Origin of the sequence: Streptomyces sp. DH-12, from assembly GCF_002899455.1 — a bacterium.
Lineage (GTDB): Bacteria > Actinomycetota > Actinomycetes > Streptomycetales > Streptomycetaceae > Streptomyces.
Window position 1 is genome coordinate 2,150,932 of sequence record NZ_PPFB01000001.1, and the last position, 18,371, is coordinate 2,169,302.

At 74.1% G+C, this 18,371-nt stretch carries 12 protein-coding genes, 1 pseudogene and 1 riboswitch; of the genes and pseudogenes, 5 read left to right on the plus strand and 8 right to left on the minus strand.

Annotated elements, in window-relative coordinates; genetic code table 11:
* Positions 1-30: 30 nt before the first annotated feature.
* Entirely contained in the window at positions 31-2,913 is a 2,883-nt protein-coding gene (locus C1708_RS08510; protein WP_106412083.1) for a bifunctional acetate--CoA ligase family protein/GNAT family N-acetyltransferase, read from the minus strand.
* 177 nt (positions 2,914-3,090) lie between these two features.
* Between C1708_RS08510 and C1708_RS08520 the strand changes: the two genes are divergently transcribed.
* Positions 3,091-3,372, plus strand: coding sequence for an HPr family phosphocarrier protein (locus C1708_RS08520; protein WP_006136411.1), 282 nt, complete (start codon positions 3,091-3,093; stop codon positions 3,370-3,372).
* 140 nt (positions 3,373-3,512) lie between these two features.
* Here the strand turns inward: C1708_RS08520 and C1708_RS08525 are convergent, their stop codons facing one another.
* The 4 genes from C1708_RS08525 to C1708_RS08540 form a co-directional block, all read right to left on the minus strand.
* The gene (locus tag C1708_RS08525) at positions 3,513-4,217 is read right to left on the minus strand and encodes a GntR family transcriptional regulator (protein WP_106412084.1); all 705 of its coding nucleotides are present in this window, start codon (positions 4,215-4,217) and stop codon (positions 3,513-3,515) included.
* A gap of 201 nt (positions 4,218-4,418) precedes the next feature.
* The gene (locus C1708_RS08530) at positions 4,419-5,192 is read right to left on the minus strand and encodes a M23 family metallopeptidase (RefSeq protein WP_106412085.1); all 774 of its coding nucleotides are present in this window, start codon (positions 5,190-5,192) and stop codon (positions 4,419-4,421) included.
* 12 nt (positions 5,193-5,204) lie between these two features.
* Positions 5,205-5,370, minus strand: a riboswitch (cyclic di-AMP (ydaO/yuaA leader).
* A 202-nt stretch (positions 5,371-5,572) separates the two neighbouring features.
* Positions 5,573-6,961, minus strand: a complete 1,389-nt coding sequence (locus tag C1708_RS08535; protein WP_106412086.1) for a M16 family metallopeptidase — start codon at positions 6,959-6,961, stop codon at positions 5,573-5,575.
* A complete protein-coding gene (locus C1708_RS08540) occupies positions 6,958-8,352 on the minus strand; it encodes a M16 family metallopeptidase (protein WP_106416220.1) in 1,395 nt (464 codons plus the stop codon). The genes C1708_RS08535 and C1708_RS08540 overlap by 4 nt, the downstream gene beginning before the upstream one ends.
* 645 nt (positions 8,353-8,997) lie before the next feature.
* On the opposite strand from C1708_RS08540, the gene C1708_RS08545 reads away from it, so the two are divergent.
* Positions 8,998-11,451: a DNA gyrase/topoisomerase IV subunit A gene (locus C1708_RS08545; protein WP_106412087.1), complete on the plus strand. Its 2,454-nt coding sequence runs from the start codon at positions 8,998-9,000 to the stop codon at positions 11,449-11,451.
* Here C1708_RS08545 and C1708_RS08550 read toward each other — a convergent pair.
* Complete coding sequence (locus C1708_RS08550; RefSeq protein WP_106412088.1) at positions 11,448-12,512, minus strand: CobW family GTP-binding protein; 1,065 nt, start codon at positions 12,510-12,512, stop codon at positions 11,448-11,450. The genes C1708_RS08545 and C1708_RS08550 overlap by 4 nt on opposite strands.
* 312 nt (positions 12,513-12,824) lie before the next feature.
* Between C1708_RS08550 and C1708_RS08560 the strand changes: the two genes are divergently transcribed.
* The 3 genes and pseudogenes from C1708_RS08560 (at position 12,825) to C1708_RS08570 (ending at position 16,160) form a co-directional block, all read left to right on the plus strand.
* Positions 12,825-13,766: a ferredoxin family protein gene (locus tag C1708_RS08560; protein WP_106412090.1), complete on the plus strand. Its 942-nt coding sequence runs from the start codon at positions 12,825-12,827 to the stop codon at positions 13,764-13,766.
* A 61-nt stretch (positions 13,767-13,827) separates the two neighbouring features.
* Positions 13,828-15,501: a sensor histidine kinase gene (locus tag C1708_RS08565; RefSeq protein WP_106412091.1), complete on the plus strand. Its 1,674-nt coding sequence runs from the start codon at positions 13,828-13,830 to the stop codon at positions 15,499-15,501.
* Positions 15,498-16,160, plus strand: a pseudogene (locus tag C1708_RS08570) (response regulator). Before C1708_RS08565 ends, C1708_RS08570 begins: the two are co-directional and overlap by 4 nt.
* An 84-nt stretch (positions 16,161-16,244) precedes the next feature.
* Here the strand turns inward: C1708_RS08570 and C1708_RS08575 are convergent.
* Both C1708_RS08575 and C1708_RS08580 read right to left on the minus strand, forming a co-directional pair.
* Positions 16,245-17,837, minus strand: coding sequence for a monocarboxylic acid transporter (locus C1708_RS08575; protein WP_106412092.1), 1,593 nt, complete (start codon positions 17,835-17,837; stop codon positions 16,245-16,247).
* The gene (locus C1708_RS08580) at positions 17,834-18,295 is read right to left on the minus strand and encodes a DUF485 domain-containing protein (protein WP_106412093.1); all 462 of its coding nucleotides are present in this window, start codon (positions 18,293-18,295) and stop codon (positions 17,834-17,836) included. The genes C1708_RS08575 and C1708_RS08580 overlap by 4 nt, the downstream gene beginning before the upstream one ends.
* Between the last annotated feature and the right edge of the window lie 76 nt (positions 18,296-18,371).

The following is an 18,371-nucleotide window of genomic DNA, read 5'->3' on the forward strand; positions in this document are numbered from 1 at the left end:
CCGCCGACTGCGAGGCACCGCTCGCCCCGGTCAGTACGCGGGGAGGGTCCGGGGCCCGTGGTCGTCGCGGGCGGGCGGCGGCGCGAGGCGCACGGAGGCGCTCAGGACGCTCACGCCGTGCGGGGCGACCACGACCGGCTCCAGGGTGACCGCGACCACCTCGGGATGGTCGTGGACCAGCCGCGACACCCGCAGCATCAGCTCCTCCAGCGCGGGGGTGTCGACGGGCGCCGACCCGCGCCAGCCGAACAGCAGCGGGGCGGTGCGGATCGACCGGACCAGCGAGGTGGCGTCCCGGTCGGTCACCGGGATCAGGCGGTGCGCCATGTCGCCCAGCAGCTGGGACGCGGCCCCGGCGAGCCCGAAGGACAGCACGGCGCCGGCCGCCGGGTCGATCACCGCGCGGACCACCGTGTCCACCCCGCGCGGGGCCATGCGCTGCACCACCGGGCGCAGCTCCCCCGGGCTGCCGAACAGCTCGGTCAGCTCGGCGTACGCCCGGCGCAACTGCTCCTCGTCGGCCAGGTCGAGGCGGACGCCGCCCAGGTCGGCGCGGTGCCTGAGGTGCGGGGCGGTCGCCTTGAGGGCGACCGGATAGCCGAGGGCGCGGGCGGCCTCGGCGGCGGCGTCCGGGGTGGGCGCGGGCAGGGCGCGGTGCACGTGGATGCCGTAGGCGGCGAGCAGTTCGCAGGTGGCCTCGGCGGTGAGGCTGAGGCCCTGCCCGCGGGCGAGCAGCCCCTCGATGAGGGCGGCGGCGCCCCGCTCGTCGATGTCCTCGTACGCGGGCACCTTGCCGGGGTCGGCGGCGTCGCGCCGCCACTGCCCGTACGCCACGGCCTGCGCGAGCGCCCGTACGGCACGCTCGGCGGCGGGATAGGCGGGGATGAGGTGGGCGTCTTCGGGGGGCGGCGCGGGGGCGGGCGCGCCCTGGTCGTCCGCCTCGGCGCCCTCTTCCGTCGCCGTCCCCGTCCGGGGCTCCGCGCGCTCCCCCGTGCGCGTGCCGCCGGCCGCCGGGTCCGGACCGGAGGCGGCGGACGGCTGGGGCGCCGTGCTCGTCGCGGCCGACAGGGCCTCCGCGAGGCCGCCCAGCTCGACGTGGACCACGAGGACCGGCTTGGTCGGCTGCTCGGCGGCGGCCGAGCGCAGCGCCTCGGCCAGGGCCGCGTCGCCGACCGAGCCCTCGCCCACCGACGGGATGGCGGTCACGACGACGGCGTCGGAGGAGTCGTCGGCCAGCGCGCGGGAGAGCGCCGCGTGGAAGTCCGCCGCGGAGGCGGCCGTGGTGAGGTCCTGCGGCGGGTGCGGACGCAGGCCCTCGGCGAGGCAGGCGTCGTAGGTGAGCAGGCCCAGGGACTCGGAGTTGCCGAGGATCGCCACCCGGGGGCCGGCCGGGAGGGGCTGGCGGGCGAGGAGCAGGCCGGCGTCGACCAGGTCGGTGATGGTGTCCACGCGGATCACCCCGGCCTGGCGCAGCAGGGCGGAGACGGTGGCGTGCGGCAGCCGGGTCGCGCGGACGGCGTGCCCGCGCGGTCCCGCCCCGTGGCGCGCGCCCTGCACCACGACCAGCGGTTTCGCCGCTGCGGTGCGGCGGGCGAGGCGGGTGAACTTGCGGGGGTTGCCGATCGACTCCAGGTACATCAGGGCGACGTCGGTGTCGGCGTCCTCGTACCAGTACTGCAGGACGTCGTTGCCGGAGACGTCCGCCCGGTTGCCGGAGGAGACGAACGTGGACAGGCCGGTGACGCCGGTGACGCCGCCGCCGCGCCGGTGCAGCCGGGACAGGAGCGCGACGCCGATGGCGCCGGACTGGGCGAACAGGCCGATGCGGCCCGCGCGGGGCATGTCGGGGGCGAGCGAGGCGTTCAGCCGCACCTCGGGCGAGGTGTTGATGACGCCGAAGGAGTTCGGTCCGATGATCCGCATGCCGTGGCTGCGGGCCTGCCGGACCAGGGCGCGCTGGCGCTCCCTGCCCTCGGGGCCGGACTCGGCGTAGCCGGCGGAGACCACGACGAGGCCCTGGACGTCGTGCTCGCCGCACTCGGCGACCACCTCGGGGACCCGCTCGGCGGGCACCGCGACGACCGCGAGGTCCACGGGCCCGTCGATGTCGCGCACCGAGCGGAAGGCGGGGACGCCGTCGAGTTCCTTCCGCCCCTCCGGCAGCGCCCCGTTCACGGCGTACAGGCGGCCGGTGAAGCCGCCGTCGCGGATGTTGTCGAGGATGCTGCGTCCGACGCCGCCGGGTGCGCGGCCGGTGCCGATGACGGCGACCGCGCCGGGGGCGAGCAGCCGCTGCACCGAACGTGCCTCCGCGCGCTGCTCGCGCGCGTACTGCACGGCCAGGGAGCGGTCGGTGGGTTCGAGGCCGAACTCCAGGCGCACCACGCCGTCCTCGAAGCTGCGCTTCTGGGTGTACCCGGCGTCGGTGAACACCTTGATCATCTTGGTGTTGGCGGGCAGCACCTCGGCGGCGAACCGGCGGATGCCGCGCTCGCGGGCGACGGCGGCGATGTGCTCCAGCAGGGCGGAGGCGACGCCCCGGCCCTGGTGGGCGTCCTGCACCAGGAAGGCGACCTCGGCCTCGTCGGCCGCGCCGGTCGCGGGCCGCCCGCCGGCGTCGATGCGGTCGTAGCGCACGGTGCCGATGAACTCGTCGCCGATGGCCGCCGCGAGCCCGACCCGGTCCACGAAGTCGTGGTGGGTGAAGCGGTGGACGTCCTTGGCGGACAGCCGCGGGTAGGGCGCGAAGAAGCGGTAGTACTTCGACTCGTCGGAGACCTGCTCGTAGAAGCTGACCAGGCGCTCGGCGTCGTCGGCGGTGATGGGGCGGATGCGTGCGGTGCCGCCGTCGCGCAGCACCACGTCGGCCTCCCAGTGGGCGGGGTACTCGTGGCGGTCCGACGAGGTCTGCATGGGCCCCAGAGTACGGCTCGCGTCCGACAGCGGTGCGAGGCAGTCTGTGGTGGACGGCTGCCGGGCCGAGGCCGCGGCCCGGCGGCCGCCGGAGCCGTCCCGGACGCCGCTCCGGGCTCGCGTCCACGGTATGGAAGACTGGTCTAGACAACCCTGAACAGCGAAGGGCAGCAACACATGGCTGAGCGCCGCGTCAACGTCGGCTGGGCCGAGGGTCTCCACGCCCGCCCCGCCTCCATCTTCGTCCGAGCCGCCACGGCCGCAGGCGTCCCGGTGACGATCGCCAAGGCCGGGGGCACCCCTGTCAACGCGGCCTCGATGCTGGCCGTCCTGGGCCTGGGCGCCCAGGGCGGTGAGGAGATCGTCCTCGCCTCCGACGCCGAGGGTGCGGACGCCGCCCTGGACCGTCTGGCGAAGCTGGTCGCCGAGGGCCTCGAGGAACTCCCCGAGACCGTCTGAATCCGCATTTCCGCACGCGACGGCCGTGCGACTCGGAAAGGCCCGTCCGGACCCCGGACGGGCCTTTCCTTTTCCTCTTTCCATTTCCGGGCAGCCGAAAAAAGCCCCCCTGCGCACCCTCTTTTTGTACGGGTCCCGTGTTAAGGGCGCAGGCTCGGCATGTGTACGGGATGTTGCGCGTTCCTCACACGGTCCGTGCGGACGGACCGCTCGGCGCCGGAACCGAACCGGAGCCGGTGGCCGGCGTTCGCCTGCTCGGTGTGCACCCCGGTGAGGGTCCGCGCCCGCTCGCCGTCGCCGCGGGCCACGGCGTCCACGATCGCGCCGTGCTCCGCCCAGCAGGCCACCGGGTCGGCCGGCCCGTCGACCGCGTACATCCAGGCGATCTTGTGCCTGAGCTGGGTCAGCATCGACGTCAGCGCCGGGCTGCCGGAGGCCTGGGCGAGCGTCTCGTGGAACCAGCCGCCCAGTGAGCGCAGATCGTCGCTGCTGCCCTGACGTGCGCGTTCCTGCCCCAGCCTGACCAGGCCCCGCAGCACCTTCAGATGCGCGTCGGTGCGCCGCTGGGCCGCCCGCAGGGCGCTGAGGGGCTCCAGGAGCCGGCGCATCTCCAGCAGGTCGGCGGCCTCCTGCTCGGTGGGCTCCGCCACGCACGCGCCCGCGTGCCGCCGGGTCACCACGAAGCCCTCGGCCTCCAGCGTGCGCAGGGCCTCGCGGACGGGGACGCGGGAGACCCCGTAGCGGCGGGCGAGCAGTTCCTCGGTGAGCCGGCTCCCGCGCCCGTGGACACCGGCGACGATGTCGTCCCGGATCGCCGTGCACACCGAGTGCGCGGGAATACGCATGACCGACCTCCGGATCAATTCCCGTGGAACGTCGACGATTGACGTCCGTTCGTGACTCTATTGCAATCGGCGGAGATTTCCGACGGCGGACCGGAATTCCTCCATGATTTTCGGACGGAGGGCGCCGGGACGGATGCGCCCCGGAACGGCGAAAGCCCCGGCTCGCGGAGAGCCGGGGCCCGAGGGCGTGACGGGCGCGCCTCAGATGTTCACGCCGTGCGACCGGAGGTAGGCGACCGGGTCGAGGTCGGAGCCGTACTCGGCGGACGTGCGGGCCTCGAAGTGGAGGTGGGCGCCGGTGACGTTGCCCGTGGCGCCGGAAAAACCGATCTGCTGGCCGGCGGCGACCTCCTGCCCCACCGACACGGCGATCGACGACAGGTGCGCGTACTGGGTGTACGTGCCGTCGTGCATCTTGATGACGACCTGATTGCCGTACGCGCCGCCCCAGCCGGCCTCGACGACGGTGCCGACGCCCACGGACTGGACGGGCGTGCCGCTCGCGGCGTGGAAGTCGATCCCGGTGTGGCTGCCGGACGACCAGATGGCGCCGCCGCTCCGGTAGGCGGTCGAGACGTACGAGCCGGGGATCGGGGAGACGAAGGTGTTGAGCCGCTTGCGCTCGGCCTCGCGGGCGGCGCGCTCCTTCGCGGCACGGGCCTTCTCCGCCTCCTCGGCGGCCCGCTCGCGCGCCGCCTCCTCGGCGGCCTTGCGCGCGGCCGCCTCGGCCGCCACGCGGGCGGCCTCGTGCTGGGCGGCGGCCTGGGCGTCGATGCGGTCGGCGATCACGTCGCCCAGGGTGACGACTGGGGTGAGGCCGGTCTGTGCCGCGGCCGGTTCGGCGGCGAGCGCGGGGGCCGCGAGGGAGCCGACGACGCCGGTGCCCGCGAGGGCCGCGACGCCCGCGGCGCGGGCGGAACCGCGCTGGACGCGGCTGGGACGACGGTGCTTCCCGGTGGCGCGGGTGAACGCCATGTACAGGCTGGTCCTTTCCTTCCCTCTCGCCTACCGGGTTAGCTGACGGGTTCGGAGCAGGAAGGTCTCCTACGGACCCCCTCGCGACACGCGCGGGCGTCCGATTCACCCCAGGGATCTCATGTGGGTCCCCGGCTCCCCTGGCTCGCGCCGTACGGGGACTCGGCGATGGCTGTCCGGTGCCGCGGGTGCGGCGCACTGCCCGACGAACAGCCCGCACGAAGCTAAACGGGACGTCGCGCGATCCCCAAACGATTCCCGCGTTTTGTAGCGCATACCACAGGGCAGACAGGCAACCTCCGCCCCAATTCGGGCATAAGGGAGCCCCGGTGGCGTCGCCGTCACCGGGGCCTTTCACGCGCGCGTGTGCGGCGGTTGCCCTACTCGGCCGTCACGACGGTGACTTCGCCGATCCCGAGCGCCTCCACGGGCGCCTTGATCTGCGCCGCGTCACCGACGAGCACGGTGACGAGACGGTCCACCGGGAAGGCGTTCACGACGGCTGCCGTGGCCTCCACGGTGCCGGTCGCGGCCAACTGCCGGTACAGATCGGCCTGGTAATGGTCCGGCAGGTGCTGCTCGACCTGGTCGGCCAGCGTGCTCGCGACGGCCGCGGCGGTCTCGTACTTGAGCGGCGCCACGCCCACCAGGTTCTGCACGGCGACGTCGCGCTCCTCGTCGGTGAGGCCCTCGGCGGCCAGCGTGCGCAGCACGGTCCACAGGTCGTCCAGCGCCGGACCGGTGTTGGGGGTGTCGACGGAGCCGCTGATGGCCAGCATCGACGCGCCCGTGCCGTCCGGGGCGGACCGCAGCACCTGGCCGAACGCCCGGACGCCGTAGGTGTATCCCTTCTCCTCGCGCAGGACGCGGTCCAGGCGCGAGGTGAGGGTGCCGCCGAGGCAGTACGTGCCGAGCACCTGCGCGGGCCACACCCGGTCGTGCCGGTCCGGGCCGACACGGCCGATCAGCAGCTGCGTCTGGACGGCGCCGGGCCGGTCCACGATGACCACGCGGCCGGTGTCGTCCGCGACCACCGGCGGCACCGGCCGCGGCTGGGCCTGCGAGCCCGTCCAGGCGCCCAGGGTGTCGGCGAGCAGCGCGTCCAGGTCGACGCCGGTGAGGTCGCCGACCACCACGGCGGTCGCCGTGGCCGGGCGGACGTGCTTCTCGTAGAAGCCGCGCACGGCCGCGGAGTCGATGCGCGCGACGGTCTCCTCGGTGCCCTGACGCGGGCGCGACATGCGCGAACTCGCCGGGAACAGCTCCTTGGAGAGCTCCTTCGCGGCGCGGCGGGACGGGCTCGCCAGCTCGTGCGGGATCTCGTCGAGGCGGTTGCGGACCAGTCGCTCGATCTCGCTGTCGGCGAAGGCGGGCGCGCGCAGGGCGTCGGCGACCAGACCGAGCCCCTTGGCCAGCCGCGAGGCCGGCACCTCGAGGCTGAGGCGGACGCCGGGGTGGTCGGCGTGCGCGTCCAGAGTGGCGCCGCAGCGCTCCAGCTCGGCGGCGAACTCCTCGGCGGTGTGCTTGTCGGTGCCCTCGGAGAAGGCGCGCGCCATGATCGTGGCGACGCCGTCGAGGTCCTCCGGCTCCGCGTCCAGGGGGGCGTCGAGGACCACCTCGACGGCGACGACCTGCTGGCCGGGGCGGTGGCAGCGCAGCACGGTCAGGCCGTTGTCGAGGCCACCGCGCTCGGGGGCCGGGAAGGCCCAGGGCTTGGCCTCGCCCGCCTGCGGCCGGGGGTGGAACTCCATCGTGGCGAGCTCGGTCACTTCGCCGTCTCCTCGTCGTCGTCGGCGCCGGCACCAACTGCGGCGGCTGCGGCTTCCTCGGTCTCGTCGGCGGCGTCCTCGGCCGCCGGGGCGACGGGCTCGTAGACGAGCACCGCGCGGTTGTCGGGCCGCAGACGGGCCTTGGCGACCTCCTGGACCTCCTCGGCGGTCACCTCCAGGACGCGGCTCACGGCGGTCAGGGCGAGCTGGGGATCGCCGAACAGCACGGCGTAGCGGCAGAGTTCGTCGGCGCGGCCGGCGACCGTGCCGAGCCTGTCGAGCCACTCGCGCTCCAGCTGGGCCTGGGCGCGCTCCATCTCCTCGGCGGTGGGGCCCTCCTCGGCGAAGCGGGCGAGCTCCTCGTCGATGGCGGCCTCGATGACGGGCACCTCGACGTCGCCGGACGTCTTGACGTCCAGCCAGCCCAGGGACGGCGCCCCGGCCAGCCGCAGCAGGCCGAACCCGGCGGTCACGGCCGTACGGTCGCGCCGCACCAGGCGGTTGTAGAGCCGCGAGGACTCGCCGCCGCCGAGGACGGTGAGCGCCAGGTCGGCCGCGTCGCACGCGCGCGTGCCGTCCTCCGGGAGCCGGTAGGCGGCCATCAGCGCCCGCGCGGGGACCTCCTCCTCGACGACCTCGCGCAGCTCCTCGCCGATGACGTCGGGCAGCGAGCCGTCGCGCGGGGCGGGCTTGCCGTCGTGCGACGGGATGGAGCCGAAGTACTTCTCGATCCAGGCGAGCGTCTGCTCCGGGTCGATGTCGCCGACCACGGAGAGCACGGCGTTGTTCGGCGCGTAGTAGGTGCGGAAGAACTGGCGGGCGTCCTCCAGGGTCGCCGCGTCCAGGTCCGCCATCGACCCGATCGGGGTGTGGTGGTAGGGGTGGCCCTCCGGGTAGGCGAGGGCGGTGAGCTTCTCGAAGGCGGTGCCGTAGGGGACGTTGTCGTACCGCTGACGGCGCTCGTTCTTCACCACGTCCCGCTGGTTCTCCATGGACTCCTCGTCCAGGGCGGTCAGCAGGGAGCCCATGCGGTCGGCCTCCAGCCAGAGGGCGAGCTCCAGCTGGTGGGCGGGCATGGTCTCGAAGTAGTTGGTGCGCTCGAAGCTCGTCGTGCCGTTGAGCGAGCCGCCGGCGCCCTGCACCAGTTCGAAGTGGCCGTTGCCCTTCACCTGGGCGGACCCCTGGAACATCAGGTGCTCGAAAAGGTGAGCCAGGCCGGTGCGGCCCTCGACCTCGTGGCGTGAGCCGACGTCGTACCAGAGGCACACCGCGGCGACCGGGGTCAGGTGGTCCTCGGAGAGCACCACGCGCAGGCCGTTGGCCAGGCGGTGTTCGGTCGCTGTCAGGCCCCCGGAGCCTGCCTGGGCTGTGGCCGTGTGACCCATGGGCATGTACGTCCCTTCGATCGCGGAGGCGGTCGTCGTCGACACCGCCGTTTCTGCCGGTCCTGCCACTGTATGCAAGCGTGTGAGGGGTCGGCGGAGTTCCCGGGCCGGGCGGCTACGCCGAGAGCGAGAACCTGGTGGGGCGGGTGGTGCGGGAGCGGGTGGAGCCTACGGCGCGTGACGCGGGGTGCGCGCGGGGTCGCCCTCTCGGGCGCGCTGCCGTGCGCGGTTGCGCGCTGCGGGGACGCGGTGGACGGAGGGCGCACGCCGGGTGCGTGTCGGGGGCCCCGTACCGGCCGTGGGGGGCCGCGCGGAGTCCCGGGCGGAGCCCCTCCCGTCGCCCGGGAGGGGCTCCCCGGCCGTACAGGACGCCCGGGCGGGACCGCCCCCGTCCGGGCGCCGGGAGGCACGCCCCGAACCGCCGAGGCCCGCGGTCGCAGGCGCCGGCCGACCGCCCGCGACGACGCGGACGGCGGGCCGCGGGGCCACCCCCCGGAGCGCGCGGCGGCGGCGGCGCGTAGCCTGCTCGCGCCGCCGTACCGCGCCGAACCGGGCGGCAGGACCCTGGTCCTGGTCCCTCTCTGTCAGTGCGAAGGTCCACAATGGTCCGCGTCAGATCCCGTCCCACGCTTCAGCAAGGAGCCGGCAGCGATGGCCCGCCGCAGCACGAAGACCCCGCCGCCCGACGACCCGTACGAGGAGAAGATCCTCGACATCGACGTCGTCGACGAGATGCAGGGCTCCTTCCTCGAGTACGCGTACTCGGTCATCTACTCCCGCGCCCTGCCCGACGCGCGTGACGGTCTCAAGCCGGTGCACCGCCGCATCGTCTACCAGATGAACGAGATGGGGCTGCGCCCCGAGCGCGGTTACGTGAAGTGCGCGCGCGTGGTCGGCGAGGTGATGGGCAAGCTGCACCCGCACGGAGACGCGTCGATCTACGACGCCCTGGTCCGCATGGCACAGCCGTTCTCCATGCGCCTGCCCCTGGTGGACGGCCACGGCAACTTCGGCTCGCTGGGCAACGACGACCCGCCCGCCGCGATGCGGTACACCGAGTGCCGGATGGCGGAGGCCACCGGTCTGATGACCGAGTCCATCGACGAGGACACGGTCGACTTCGCGCCCAACTACGACGGCCAGGAGCAGGAACCGGTCGCCCTGCCCGCCGCGTTCCCGAACCTCCTGGTGAACGGCGCCTCGGGCATCGCCGTCGGCATGGCCACCAACATGCCGCCGCACAACCTGCGCGAGGTGATCGCCGCCGCCCGGCACCTGATCCGCTACCCGAACGCCGACCTCGACGCCCTGATGAAGCACGTCCCGGGCCCCGATCTGCCCACGGGCGGCCGGATCGTCGGCCTCTCCGGCGTCCGGGACGCGTACGAGACCGGGCGCGGCACGTTCAAGATCCGCGCGACGGTGACCGTGGAGGACGTGACGGCACGCCGCAAGGGCCTGGTCGTCACCGAGCTGCCGTTCACGGTCGGCCCGGAGAAGGTGATCGCCAAGATCAAGGACCTGGTGGGCTCGAAGAAGCTCCAGGGCATCGCCGACGTCAAGGACCTCACCGACCGCGAGCACGGCCTGCGCCTGGTCATCGAGATCAAGAACGGCTTCGTGCCGGAGGCGGTGCTGGAGCAGCTCTACAAGCTGACGCCGATGGAGGAGTCCTTCGGCATCAACAACGTGGCGCTGGTGGACGGCCAGCCCCTCACCCTCGGCCTCAAGGAGCTGCTCGAGGTCTACCTCGACCACCGCTTCAACGTGGTGCGCCGCCGCTCGGAGTTCCGCCGCGGCAAGAAGCGCGACCGGCTGCACCTGGTCGAGGGCCTGCTCACGGCCCTGGTCGACATCGACGAGGTCATCCGCCTCATCCGCTCCAGCGAGAACTCCGCGCAGGCCAAGGAGCGGCTGATCGAGCGCTTCTCGCTGAGCGACGTGCAGACCCAGTACATCCTGGACACCCCGCTGCGCCGTCTCACCAAGTACGACCGGATCGAGCTGGAGGCCGAGAAGGACCGGCTGAACGCGGAGATCGAGGAGCTGACCCGGATCCTGGACTCGGACGCGGAGCTGCGCAAGCTGGTCTCGGCGGAACTGGCCGCGGTGGCGAAGAAGTTCGGCAACGACCGGCGCACGCTGCTGCTGGAGTCGGCCGGCGCCCCGGCCGCGGTGCCGCTGCAGGTGGCGGACACCCCGTGCCGGGTGCTGCTGTCGTCCACGGGGCTGCTGGCGCGCACCGCCGACGACCGGCCGTTCGGCGACACCTCCGGGGCCAAGCGGGTCAAGCACGACCTGATCGTCTCGGCGGTCCCGGCGACCGCGCGCGGCGAGATCGGCGTGGTCACGTCGGCCGGCCGGCTGCTCCGGGTGAACGTGATCGACCTGCCCCAGCTGCCCGAGGCGATGCCGTCGCCGAACCTGTCGGGCGGTGCGCCGCTGGCGGAGTTCGTGTCCCTGGAGGACGACGAGCAGGTGGTGTGCCTGACGACGCTCGACGAGTCCTCGCCGGGCCTGGCGCTCGGCACCCAGCAGGGCGTGGTCAAGCGCGTGGTGCCCGACTACCCCTCCAACAAGGAGGAGCTCGAGGTCATCACCCTCAAGGAGGGCGACCGGATCGTCGGCGCGGCCGAGCTGCGCACGGGCGAGGAGGACCTGGTCTTCATCACCGACGACGCACAGCTGCTGCGCTACCCGGCGGCCCAGGTGCGCCCGCAGGGACGCCCGGCGGGCGGCATGACGGGCATCAAGCTCGGCGAGGGCGCGAAGGTCATCAGCTTCACGGCGGTCGACCCGGCGGCGGACGCGGTGGTGTTCACGGTCGCGGGCTCGCGCGGCACGCTGGACGACTCGGTCCAGACGACGGCCAAGCTGACCCCGTTCGACCAGTACCCGCGCAAGGGCCGGGCCACCGGCGGCGTGCGCTGCCAGCGGTTCCTGAAGGGCGAGGACTGCCTGTCCCTGGCCTGGGCGGGCCCGGCCCCGGCACGCGCGGCGCAGAAGAACGGCGCGGCGGTGAGCCTCCCGCAGATCGACCCGCGCCGGGACGGCTCGGGCGTGTCCCTGGCCAAGACGGTGGCCGTGGTGGCGGGCCCGGTCTAGGCCGCCGGGTCCTCGCCCTCCTGGACGTAGCGCAGGACGCCCCACATGCCGGCCTCGTCGTCGGTGTGCGGGGCGCCGTCGCTCACACACCCCTCCAGCTCGGCACGGAGGGCGCCGGTGTCGAGGCCGGTCCCGATCAGCACGAGCTGCGTCGCCCGCTCGGCGCCGTCGGCCGGCCACGGCTCGGGGTAGAAGCGCAGGAACCGGCCGACGGCGTGCACGGCGTACCGGTTGCGCGGGTCGTACGGGCCGAAGTCGACGTACCCCTTGATGCGGTACAGTCCGGCCGGCCTGCTGTCGAGGAACGCGATGAGCCGCCGCGGGTCGAGCGGGGTCTCGGACACGAACGACAGGCTGTCGTACCCGGCATGCAGATGCGTGCCGTGCTCGTCCTCGTGCCCGGGGTCGTCGCGGTGGAGGTCGTCGAAGGACAGCTGCCCGACGCGTTCCCGGCCGGGCCGGCAGTCGAAGAGGAACTCGGGGTCGACCCGGCCGTGCGTGGCGGGCACCACGGCCGCCCGGTCGACGAGGGACCTGACCGTCTTCAGCACGGGCTCCGGGTCGTCCACCCGGTCGGTCTTGTTCACGACCACGAGGTCGGCGAGCGCCAGGTGCCGGTCGATGCCGGGGTGCGCGGCCCGGGTCTCGTCGAACTCGGCGGCGTCGACGACCTCGACGAGTCCGCCGTAGACGATGTCCGGCAGTTCGCTGGCGAGCACCATGCGGACGAGTTCCCGGGGTTCGGCCAGGCCGCTCGCCTCGATGACGATGACGTCGATCCCGGCGGAGGGGCGGGCGAGCCGCTCCAGGTACTCGTCGAGTTCACTGGCGTCGACGGCACAGCAGAGGCACCCGTTGCCGAGGGACACGGTGGAGTCGCCGAGGGCGCCCGCGACGGCCATCGCGTCGATCTCGACGGCACCGAAGTCGTTCACGACCGCGCCGATGCGGCTGCCGCCGCTGCGGTGGAGGAGGTGGTTGAGCAGGGTGGTCTTGCCCGAGCCGAGGAATCCGGCCAGCACGACCACCGGAATCTGCCGTCCGCTGCTCCGCTCCGACACACGACCCCTCTCACACCTGTGCGCACACCGGCTCGCTGGCGGCGTGCGCACGAACGAACGACTGACGGTCCAGGATACGAGTACCCGCGACCGCCCCGGAGCGAACGATCGTCAGGGGCGTGCGCGGGGCGGACGCCGGGCAAGGCGCCGGGGTGTGCGACCCCCGCTTCCCTCCGTGCGCCTCCTCTCCGCCTTCCCGCCGAGCAGAGCCGGCTCGGCGCCCCGGAAGGCCACAAGTGCCCGGGACGCGACGTGCCGACGGCCGGTGGGCCGACAAGGCGCCGACGTCGAAGTCAGGTTAGGCTCACCTGTGTGAGTAGCACGTGCTCTACCGTCTCCCGCGAGCTCGACGAGCCCGTCGCGGGAACCGCGGCGACCGCGAGGACCTGGCTGCTGCTGGAGCAGCCCGGCCCGTGGGGCGCCAAGGCGCTCACGTCGAGCCACCTCGACCCCGCGCTGGGCCGTGCCCTGGAGGCCGCCGCGAAGGACACGGGCGTACGCATCGCCCTCATCAGGCGTCCCGGTCGCCACGCGGACAGCCGCATGCCCGCCACGCGCCGCGTCTACCTGGCCCACACCGTGCCGGGCGACGTCTGGCTGCACACCGCCACCACCGCCGACCCCGCCCGCCTCCTCGACCTCGACTTCCCGGCCCTCGGCCGCGGCGACGCCGCCGGTTTCGGCACGATGCTGGGCGGCGTCCCGCACGACGGCGACCCCCTCGCCCTCGTCTGCACCAACGGCAAGCGTGACCGCTGCTGCGCCCTGCTCGGCAGGCCCCTCGCGGCCGAACTGGCCTCCTCCGGGGTCGAGGGCGTCTGGGAGGTCACCCACCTGGGCGGTCACCGCTTCTCCCCCACCGTGCTCGTGCTGCCGTACGGCTACGCCTACGGACGGGCGGAGGCGCACGCCGTCAAGGAGGTGCTGCACGGCGCGCGGGAGGGCCGGATCGTGACCGAGGGGTGCCGGGGCGGCTCCGCGTGGGAGCGGCCCGGTCAGGCGGCCGAGCTGGCCGTACGGCGTGCCGTGCGGGAGGACGCCGCACAGGTGCTGAGCGTCGTCCGCACGGAGGGCACGGCGCCGCGCTGGGAGGTGACCGTCGCCCACGCGGACGGGCGGCGCTGGCGGGTGGAGGTCGTCCAGGGGGCCTCCCTGCCGCCCCGCCCGGAGAGCTGCGGCTCGGTGCTCGGCTCACCCGCGCGGATGGACGTCGTCGACGTCCGTGCGCTCACCCCCGCGGCCATGGCCGGCTGACTGCCGGGGAAGCCCGTCACACCCCTACGGCACCCCCGCCTCCCCCGCGTACCGTCGGGGCATGCCCCCCACAGCTTCCGCTCGCCGTCTGCGCCTCGGCCTGCCGCGGCGGGTGTTCTCCCAGGTCCTGTTGATGCAGGTGGCGATCGCCGCCGGCGTCGCGGTGCTGGCGACCGGCCTGTTCCTCGCGCCGCTCGGTGAGCAGCTGGACGACCAGGCGATGCGCCGCGCTCTCGCGATCGCGCAGACCACGGCGCAGCAGCCGCAGACGGCCGAGGACCTGCGCGCCACGGAGCCCACGCCCGACGGGCCGGTGCAGCGGGGGGCGGAGCGGATCCGGCGGGCCACCGGTGCGGAGTACGTGGTGGTGCTGGACCGGCGGGGCGTGCGCTGGTCGCACACCGATCCGGAGCGGATCGGCGGAGTGGTGTCGACCGACCCCGGTGCGGCGCTGGCCGGCCGCGAGGTCATGGAGATCGACGAGGGCACCCTGGGGCGTACCGCGCGGGGCAAGGTCCCGTTGCGGGACGCGGACGGGCAGGTCGTCGGCGCGGTCTCGGTCGGCATCGCCTACGACAGCGTCCGCGCGCGGCTGGTCCACGCCGTTCCGGGGCTCCTCGCGTACGCGGGCGGCGCCCTCGCGGTGGGCGCGCTGGCGGCCTGGCTGATCTCCCGGCGGGTGCAGCGGCAGACGCGTGACCTGGCCTTCTCCGACATCGCCGCGCTGCTCGCGGAGCGCGAGGCGATGCTGCACGGCATCCGGGAGGGCGTCGTGGCCCTGGACCGCGACGGGCGCATCCGGCTGCTGAACGACGAGGCGCAGCGGCTGCTGGGCATCGGCGAGGAGGCCGTCGGCCGCTCGCCCGACGCGTCGCTGGGCCCGGGCCGGACCGCCGACGTGCTGGCGGGGCGGGTGAGCGGCGCCGATCTGCTCACCGTCCGCGGGCAGCGGGTGCTGGTCGCGAACCGTATGCCGACCGACGACGGCGGCGCCGTGGCCACCCTGCGCGACCGGACCGAGCTGGACCGACTGGGCCGGGAGCTCGACTCCACGCGCGGGCTGATCGACGCGCTGCGCGCCCAGGACCACGAGCACGCGAACCGCATGCACACCCTGCTGGGCCTGCTGGAGCTGGAGATGTACGAGGACGCGGTGGAGTTCGTCGGCGACGTGGTGGGCGACCACCGGGCCACGTCGGAGCAGGTCACGGAGAGGATCCGGGACCCGTTGCTGGCGGCGCTGCTGGTGGGCAAGGCGACGGTGGCGGCCGAGCGCGGGGCGGCGCTGCGGCTGTCGGACCGGTCCCGGCTGCCGGACCGGCTGGTCGACCCGCGCGGGCTGGTGACCGTCGTGGGGAACCTGGTGGACAACGCCCTGGACGCCGTCGCGGGCACGTCCGACGCGCGCGTGGAGGTCGAGTTGCGCGCCGAGGGCCGTACGGCGGTGCTCGTGGTGCGGGACACCGGCCCCGGCGTGCCGCCCGGACAGCGGGAGCTGGTCTTCGCCGAGGGCTGGTCCACCAAGGAGCCACCCGGCCATCGCGAGCGCGGCATCGGGCTGTCGCTGGTACGCCGGCTCGCGCACCGGCAGGGAGGCGACGCGCGCGTGGGCGAGGCGCCGGGCGGGGGCGCCGAGTTCACCGTCGTCCTGCCGGAGGCGCTGGCCGAGCCGGAGCCGCCGGCCGCCCCCGCGGGTGCCCCGGCGCTGCCCACGGGGCCCGAGGGAGCGCGGTGATCGTGGTGCTGGTCGTGGACGACGACGTCCGCGTGGGGCGGGTCGACGCGGTCTGCGCCGACAGGGTGCCCGGCTTCCGTGCCGTGTCTCCGGCGCACAGCGCTGCCGAGGCGCTGGGGCGCGTGCAGACACTTCCCGGGTGGATCTCGTCCTCATGGACCGCCATCTGCCCGACGGGACGGGGCTGGACCTCCTCCGGGAGATGCGGCGGCGCTGCCACCGAGCGGACGTGACCATGGTGACGGCGGCCCGGGACGTGGCGACGGCCCAGGCGGCGATGCGGCTCGACGCGCTGCGGTTCCGGGTCAGGCCGTTCGCCTTCGCCGGGCCGCGCGACTGCGCCGCACCCTGGACGGCGACGGCGACGGCGAGGCCGAGCAGGCGGGGGTGGACCGCGACTTCGGCGCGCTGTCGGAGTCGGCCGGTCCACAGCTCCAAGGGGCACTCCCCCACCACGGCGGACCTCGTACGGCGGGCGCCGACGACTGCCGAGGGACCGCTGTCGGCGCAGGAGGTCGCCGGGCGGACGGGAGGGTGAGCCGGCAGACCGCACAGCCCTGTCTGAGGCTCCTGGAGCACAGGGACGGGCCACGCCGGCCCTGCGGCACGGGGGCGCGGGCCGTCCGGAACACCGTCACGTGTGGGCGGCCCGCGCCTGAGGCACGGCCGGCGGGGGAGAGAACCGTGCCTCCCCTCCCCGTACGGATGCCGGCACCGTACGTCTCCGGGCGGCCGGGCGTCCGTCAGGCCGCGCCCGCGCCTGTCAGCGAGCGCACCTCGGCCTCGGCGCGGCGGGCCTCGTCAGGGGTTTCGGCGGAGGTGACCGTGCCGAGCCAGCCGGCGAGGAAGCCCAGCGGGATGGAGACCAGTCCCGGGTTCTGCAGCGGGAAGAGCTGGAAGTCGGCGCCGGGGAAGAGGGAGTCGGGGCTGCCGGACACCACCGGGGACAGCAGCACCAGCACCACCGCCGGGATCAGGCCGCCGTAGACGGACCACACGGCGCCGCGGGTGGTGAAGCCGCGCCAGAACAGCGAGTAGAGCAGCACGGGCAGGTTCGCGGACGCGGCGACGGCGAAGGCGAGGCCCACCAGGAACGCGACGTTGAGGTCGCGGGCCAGCAGGCCCAGGGCGATCGCGACGACGCCGATGCCGACCGCGGCGACGCGCGCGACGGCGACCTCGCTGCGCTGCCTGCCGCCCGGGCGGCGCAGGGAGGCGTACAGGTCGTGGGCGACGGAGGCCGAGGAGGCGAGTGTGATCCCGGCGACCACGGCGAGGATCGTGGCGAAGGCGACCGCGGCGACGACCGCGAAGAGGACCGTGCCGCCCGTGGTGCCGGCGCCGCCGCCGAGGTCGAGCGCGAGCAGCGGGACCGCCGTGTTGCCCGACGCGTGCGAGGCGCGCACCGCGTCCGGTCCGATGAGCGCGGCGGCGCCGAAGCCGAGCACGATGATCATCAGGTAGAAGCCGCCGATGAGTCCGATCGCCCAGACCACGGACCGCCGGGCGGCCCGTGCGGTGGGGACGGTGTAGAAGCGGGACAGGATGTGCGGCAGGCCCGCCGTGCCCAGCACCAGGGCGAGTCCGAGGCTGATGAAGTCGAAGCGGGCGGTCCAGTCGCCGCCGTAGGCGAGGCCGGGGGCGAGGAACGCGTCGCCGTGGCCGCTGCGTTCGGCGGCGGTGTGCAGCAGGCGGCCGACGTCCCCGTGGAAGCGCAGCAGGACGAGGACGGTCAGGGTGACGGTGCCGCCGAGCAGCAGGACCGCCTTCACGATCTGGATCCACGTGGTGGCGCGCATGCCGCCGAGCGACACGTAGATCACCATGAGCGCGCCGACGCCGACCACCGTCCACGCCCGCACGGCCTCGCCGGTGCCGCCGAGCAGCAGCGCGACGAGGCTGCCCGCGCCGACCATCTGCGCCACCAGGTACAGCACGGAGACGGCGACGGACGAGGCGCCGGCCGCGATGCGCACCGGCCGCTCCCGCATACGGGCGGCGACCACGTCGGCGAGCGTGAACCGCCCGCAGTTGCGCACCAGTTCGGCGACCAGGAACAGCACGACCAGCCAGGCCACGAGGAAGCCCACCGAGTAGAGCATCCCGTCGTAGCCGACGAGGGCGATGAGCCCGGAGACGCCGAGGAAGGAGGCGGCCGACAAGTAGTCGCCCGCGATGGCAAAACCATTTTCCATCGGTGAGAAGAGGCGGTTGCCCGCGTAGAACTCCTCGGCGGAGCCCTGGCGGCGGCGGCTCACCCAGGTGGTGATGATCAGCGTGACGGCGACGAACGCGCTGAACAGCAGCAGGGCGGTGGTCCGGTGGTCGGTCGTCATGACGCCCCGCCTCTGCCCCGCGCCATCTCCTGGGTGTCCCAGCGCAGTTCCAGCGCCGCGCGGTCGCGCCGCAGCCGCGCGTGGCGGACGTAGGCCCAGGTGAGCAGGAAGGTGGTGAGGAACTGACCGAGCCCCGTGAGCATCCCGACGTTCACCGCGCCCGCGACGGGGCGTGCCATCAGCCCGGGGACGGTGGTGGCGGTGACGACGTACGCGACGTACCAGACGAGGAAGGCGGCGGCCCCGGGGATCACGAAGCGCCGGTGGCGACGGCGCACCTCCTGGAAGGCCGCGCTGCGCTGCACCTCGAGGTAGATGTCGGCCGCCGCGGGTACGGCGTCCGGCTCGGGCCGGGCCGGCGGGAGTGCCGTCGCCGCGGCCGCTTCGCCCCAGCCCGAGGCCAGGGCGTCGTACCAGGGATCGTCGTAGGTCACGTCCCCCGCATTGCTTCGCTGCATGCCCCAGGATGGACAGACCGGGAAGTTCCCCGGCTCTTCTTCCTGTCCCGCTTCACCCCATCAGGTGACTGGAGCG

Excerpts from the sequence above, each read along its gene's own strand:
- C1708_RS08575 (WP_106412092.1), bottom strand. The coding sequence starts at position 17,837 with ATGACGACCGACCACCGGACCACCGCCCTGCTGCTGTTCAGCGCGTTC.
- C1708_RS08530 (WP_106412085.1), bottom strand. The coding sequence starts at position 5,192 with ATGGCGTTCACCCGCGCCACCGGGAAGCACCGTCGTCCCAGCCGCGTC.
- C1708_RS08580 (WP_106412093.1), bottom strand. The coding sequence starts at position 18,295 with ATGCAGCGAAGCAATGCGGGGGACGTGACCTACGACGATCCCTGGTAC.
- C1708_RS08565 (WP_106412091.1), top strand. The coding sequence starts at position 13,828 with ATGCCCCCCACAGCTTCCGCTCGCCGTCTGCGCCTCGGCCTGCCGCGG.
- C1708_RS08510 (WP_106412083.1), bottom strand. The coding sequence starts at position 2,913 with ATGCAGACCTCGTCGGACCGCCACGAGTACCCCGCCCACTGGGAGGCC.
- C1708_RS08545 (WP_106412087.1), top strand. The coding sequence starts at position 8,998 with ATGGCCCGCCGCAGCACGAAGACCCCGCCGCCCGACGACCCGTACGAG.
- C1708_RS08540 (WP_106416220.1), bottom strand. The coding sequence starts at position 8,352 with ATGCCCATGGGTCACACGGCCACAGCCCAGGCAGGCTCCGGGGGCCTG.
- C1708_RS08525 (WP_106412084.1), bottom strand. The coding sequence starts at position 4,217 with ATGCGTATTCCCGCGCACTCGGTGTGCACGGCGATCCGGGACGACATC.
- C1708_RS08520 (WP_006136411.1), top strand. The coding sequence starts at position 3,091 with ATGGCTGAGCGCCGCGTCAACGTCGGCTGGGCCGAGGGTCTCCACGCC.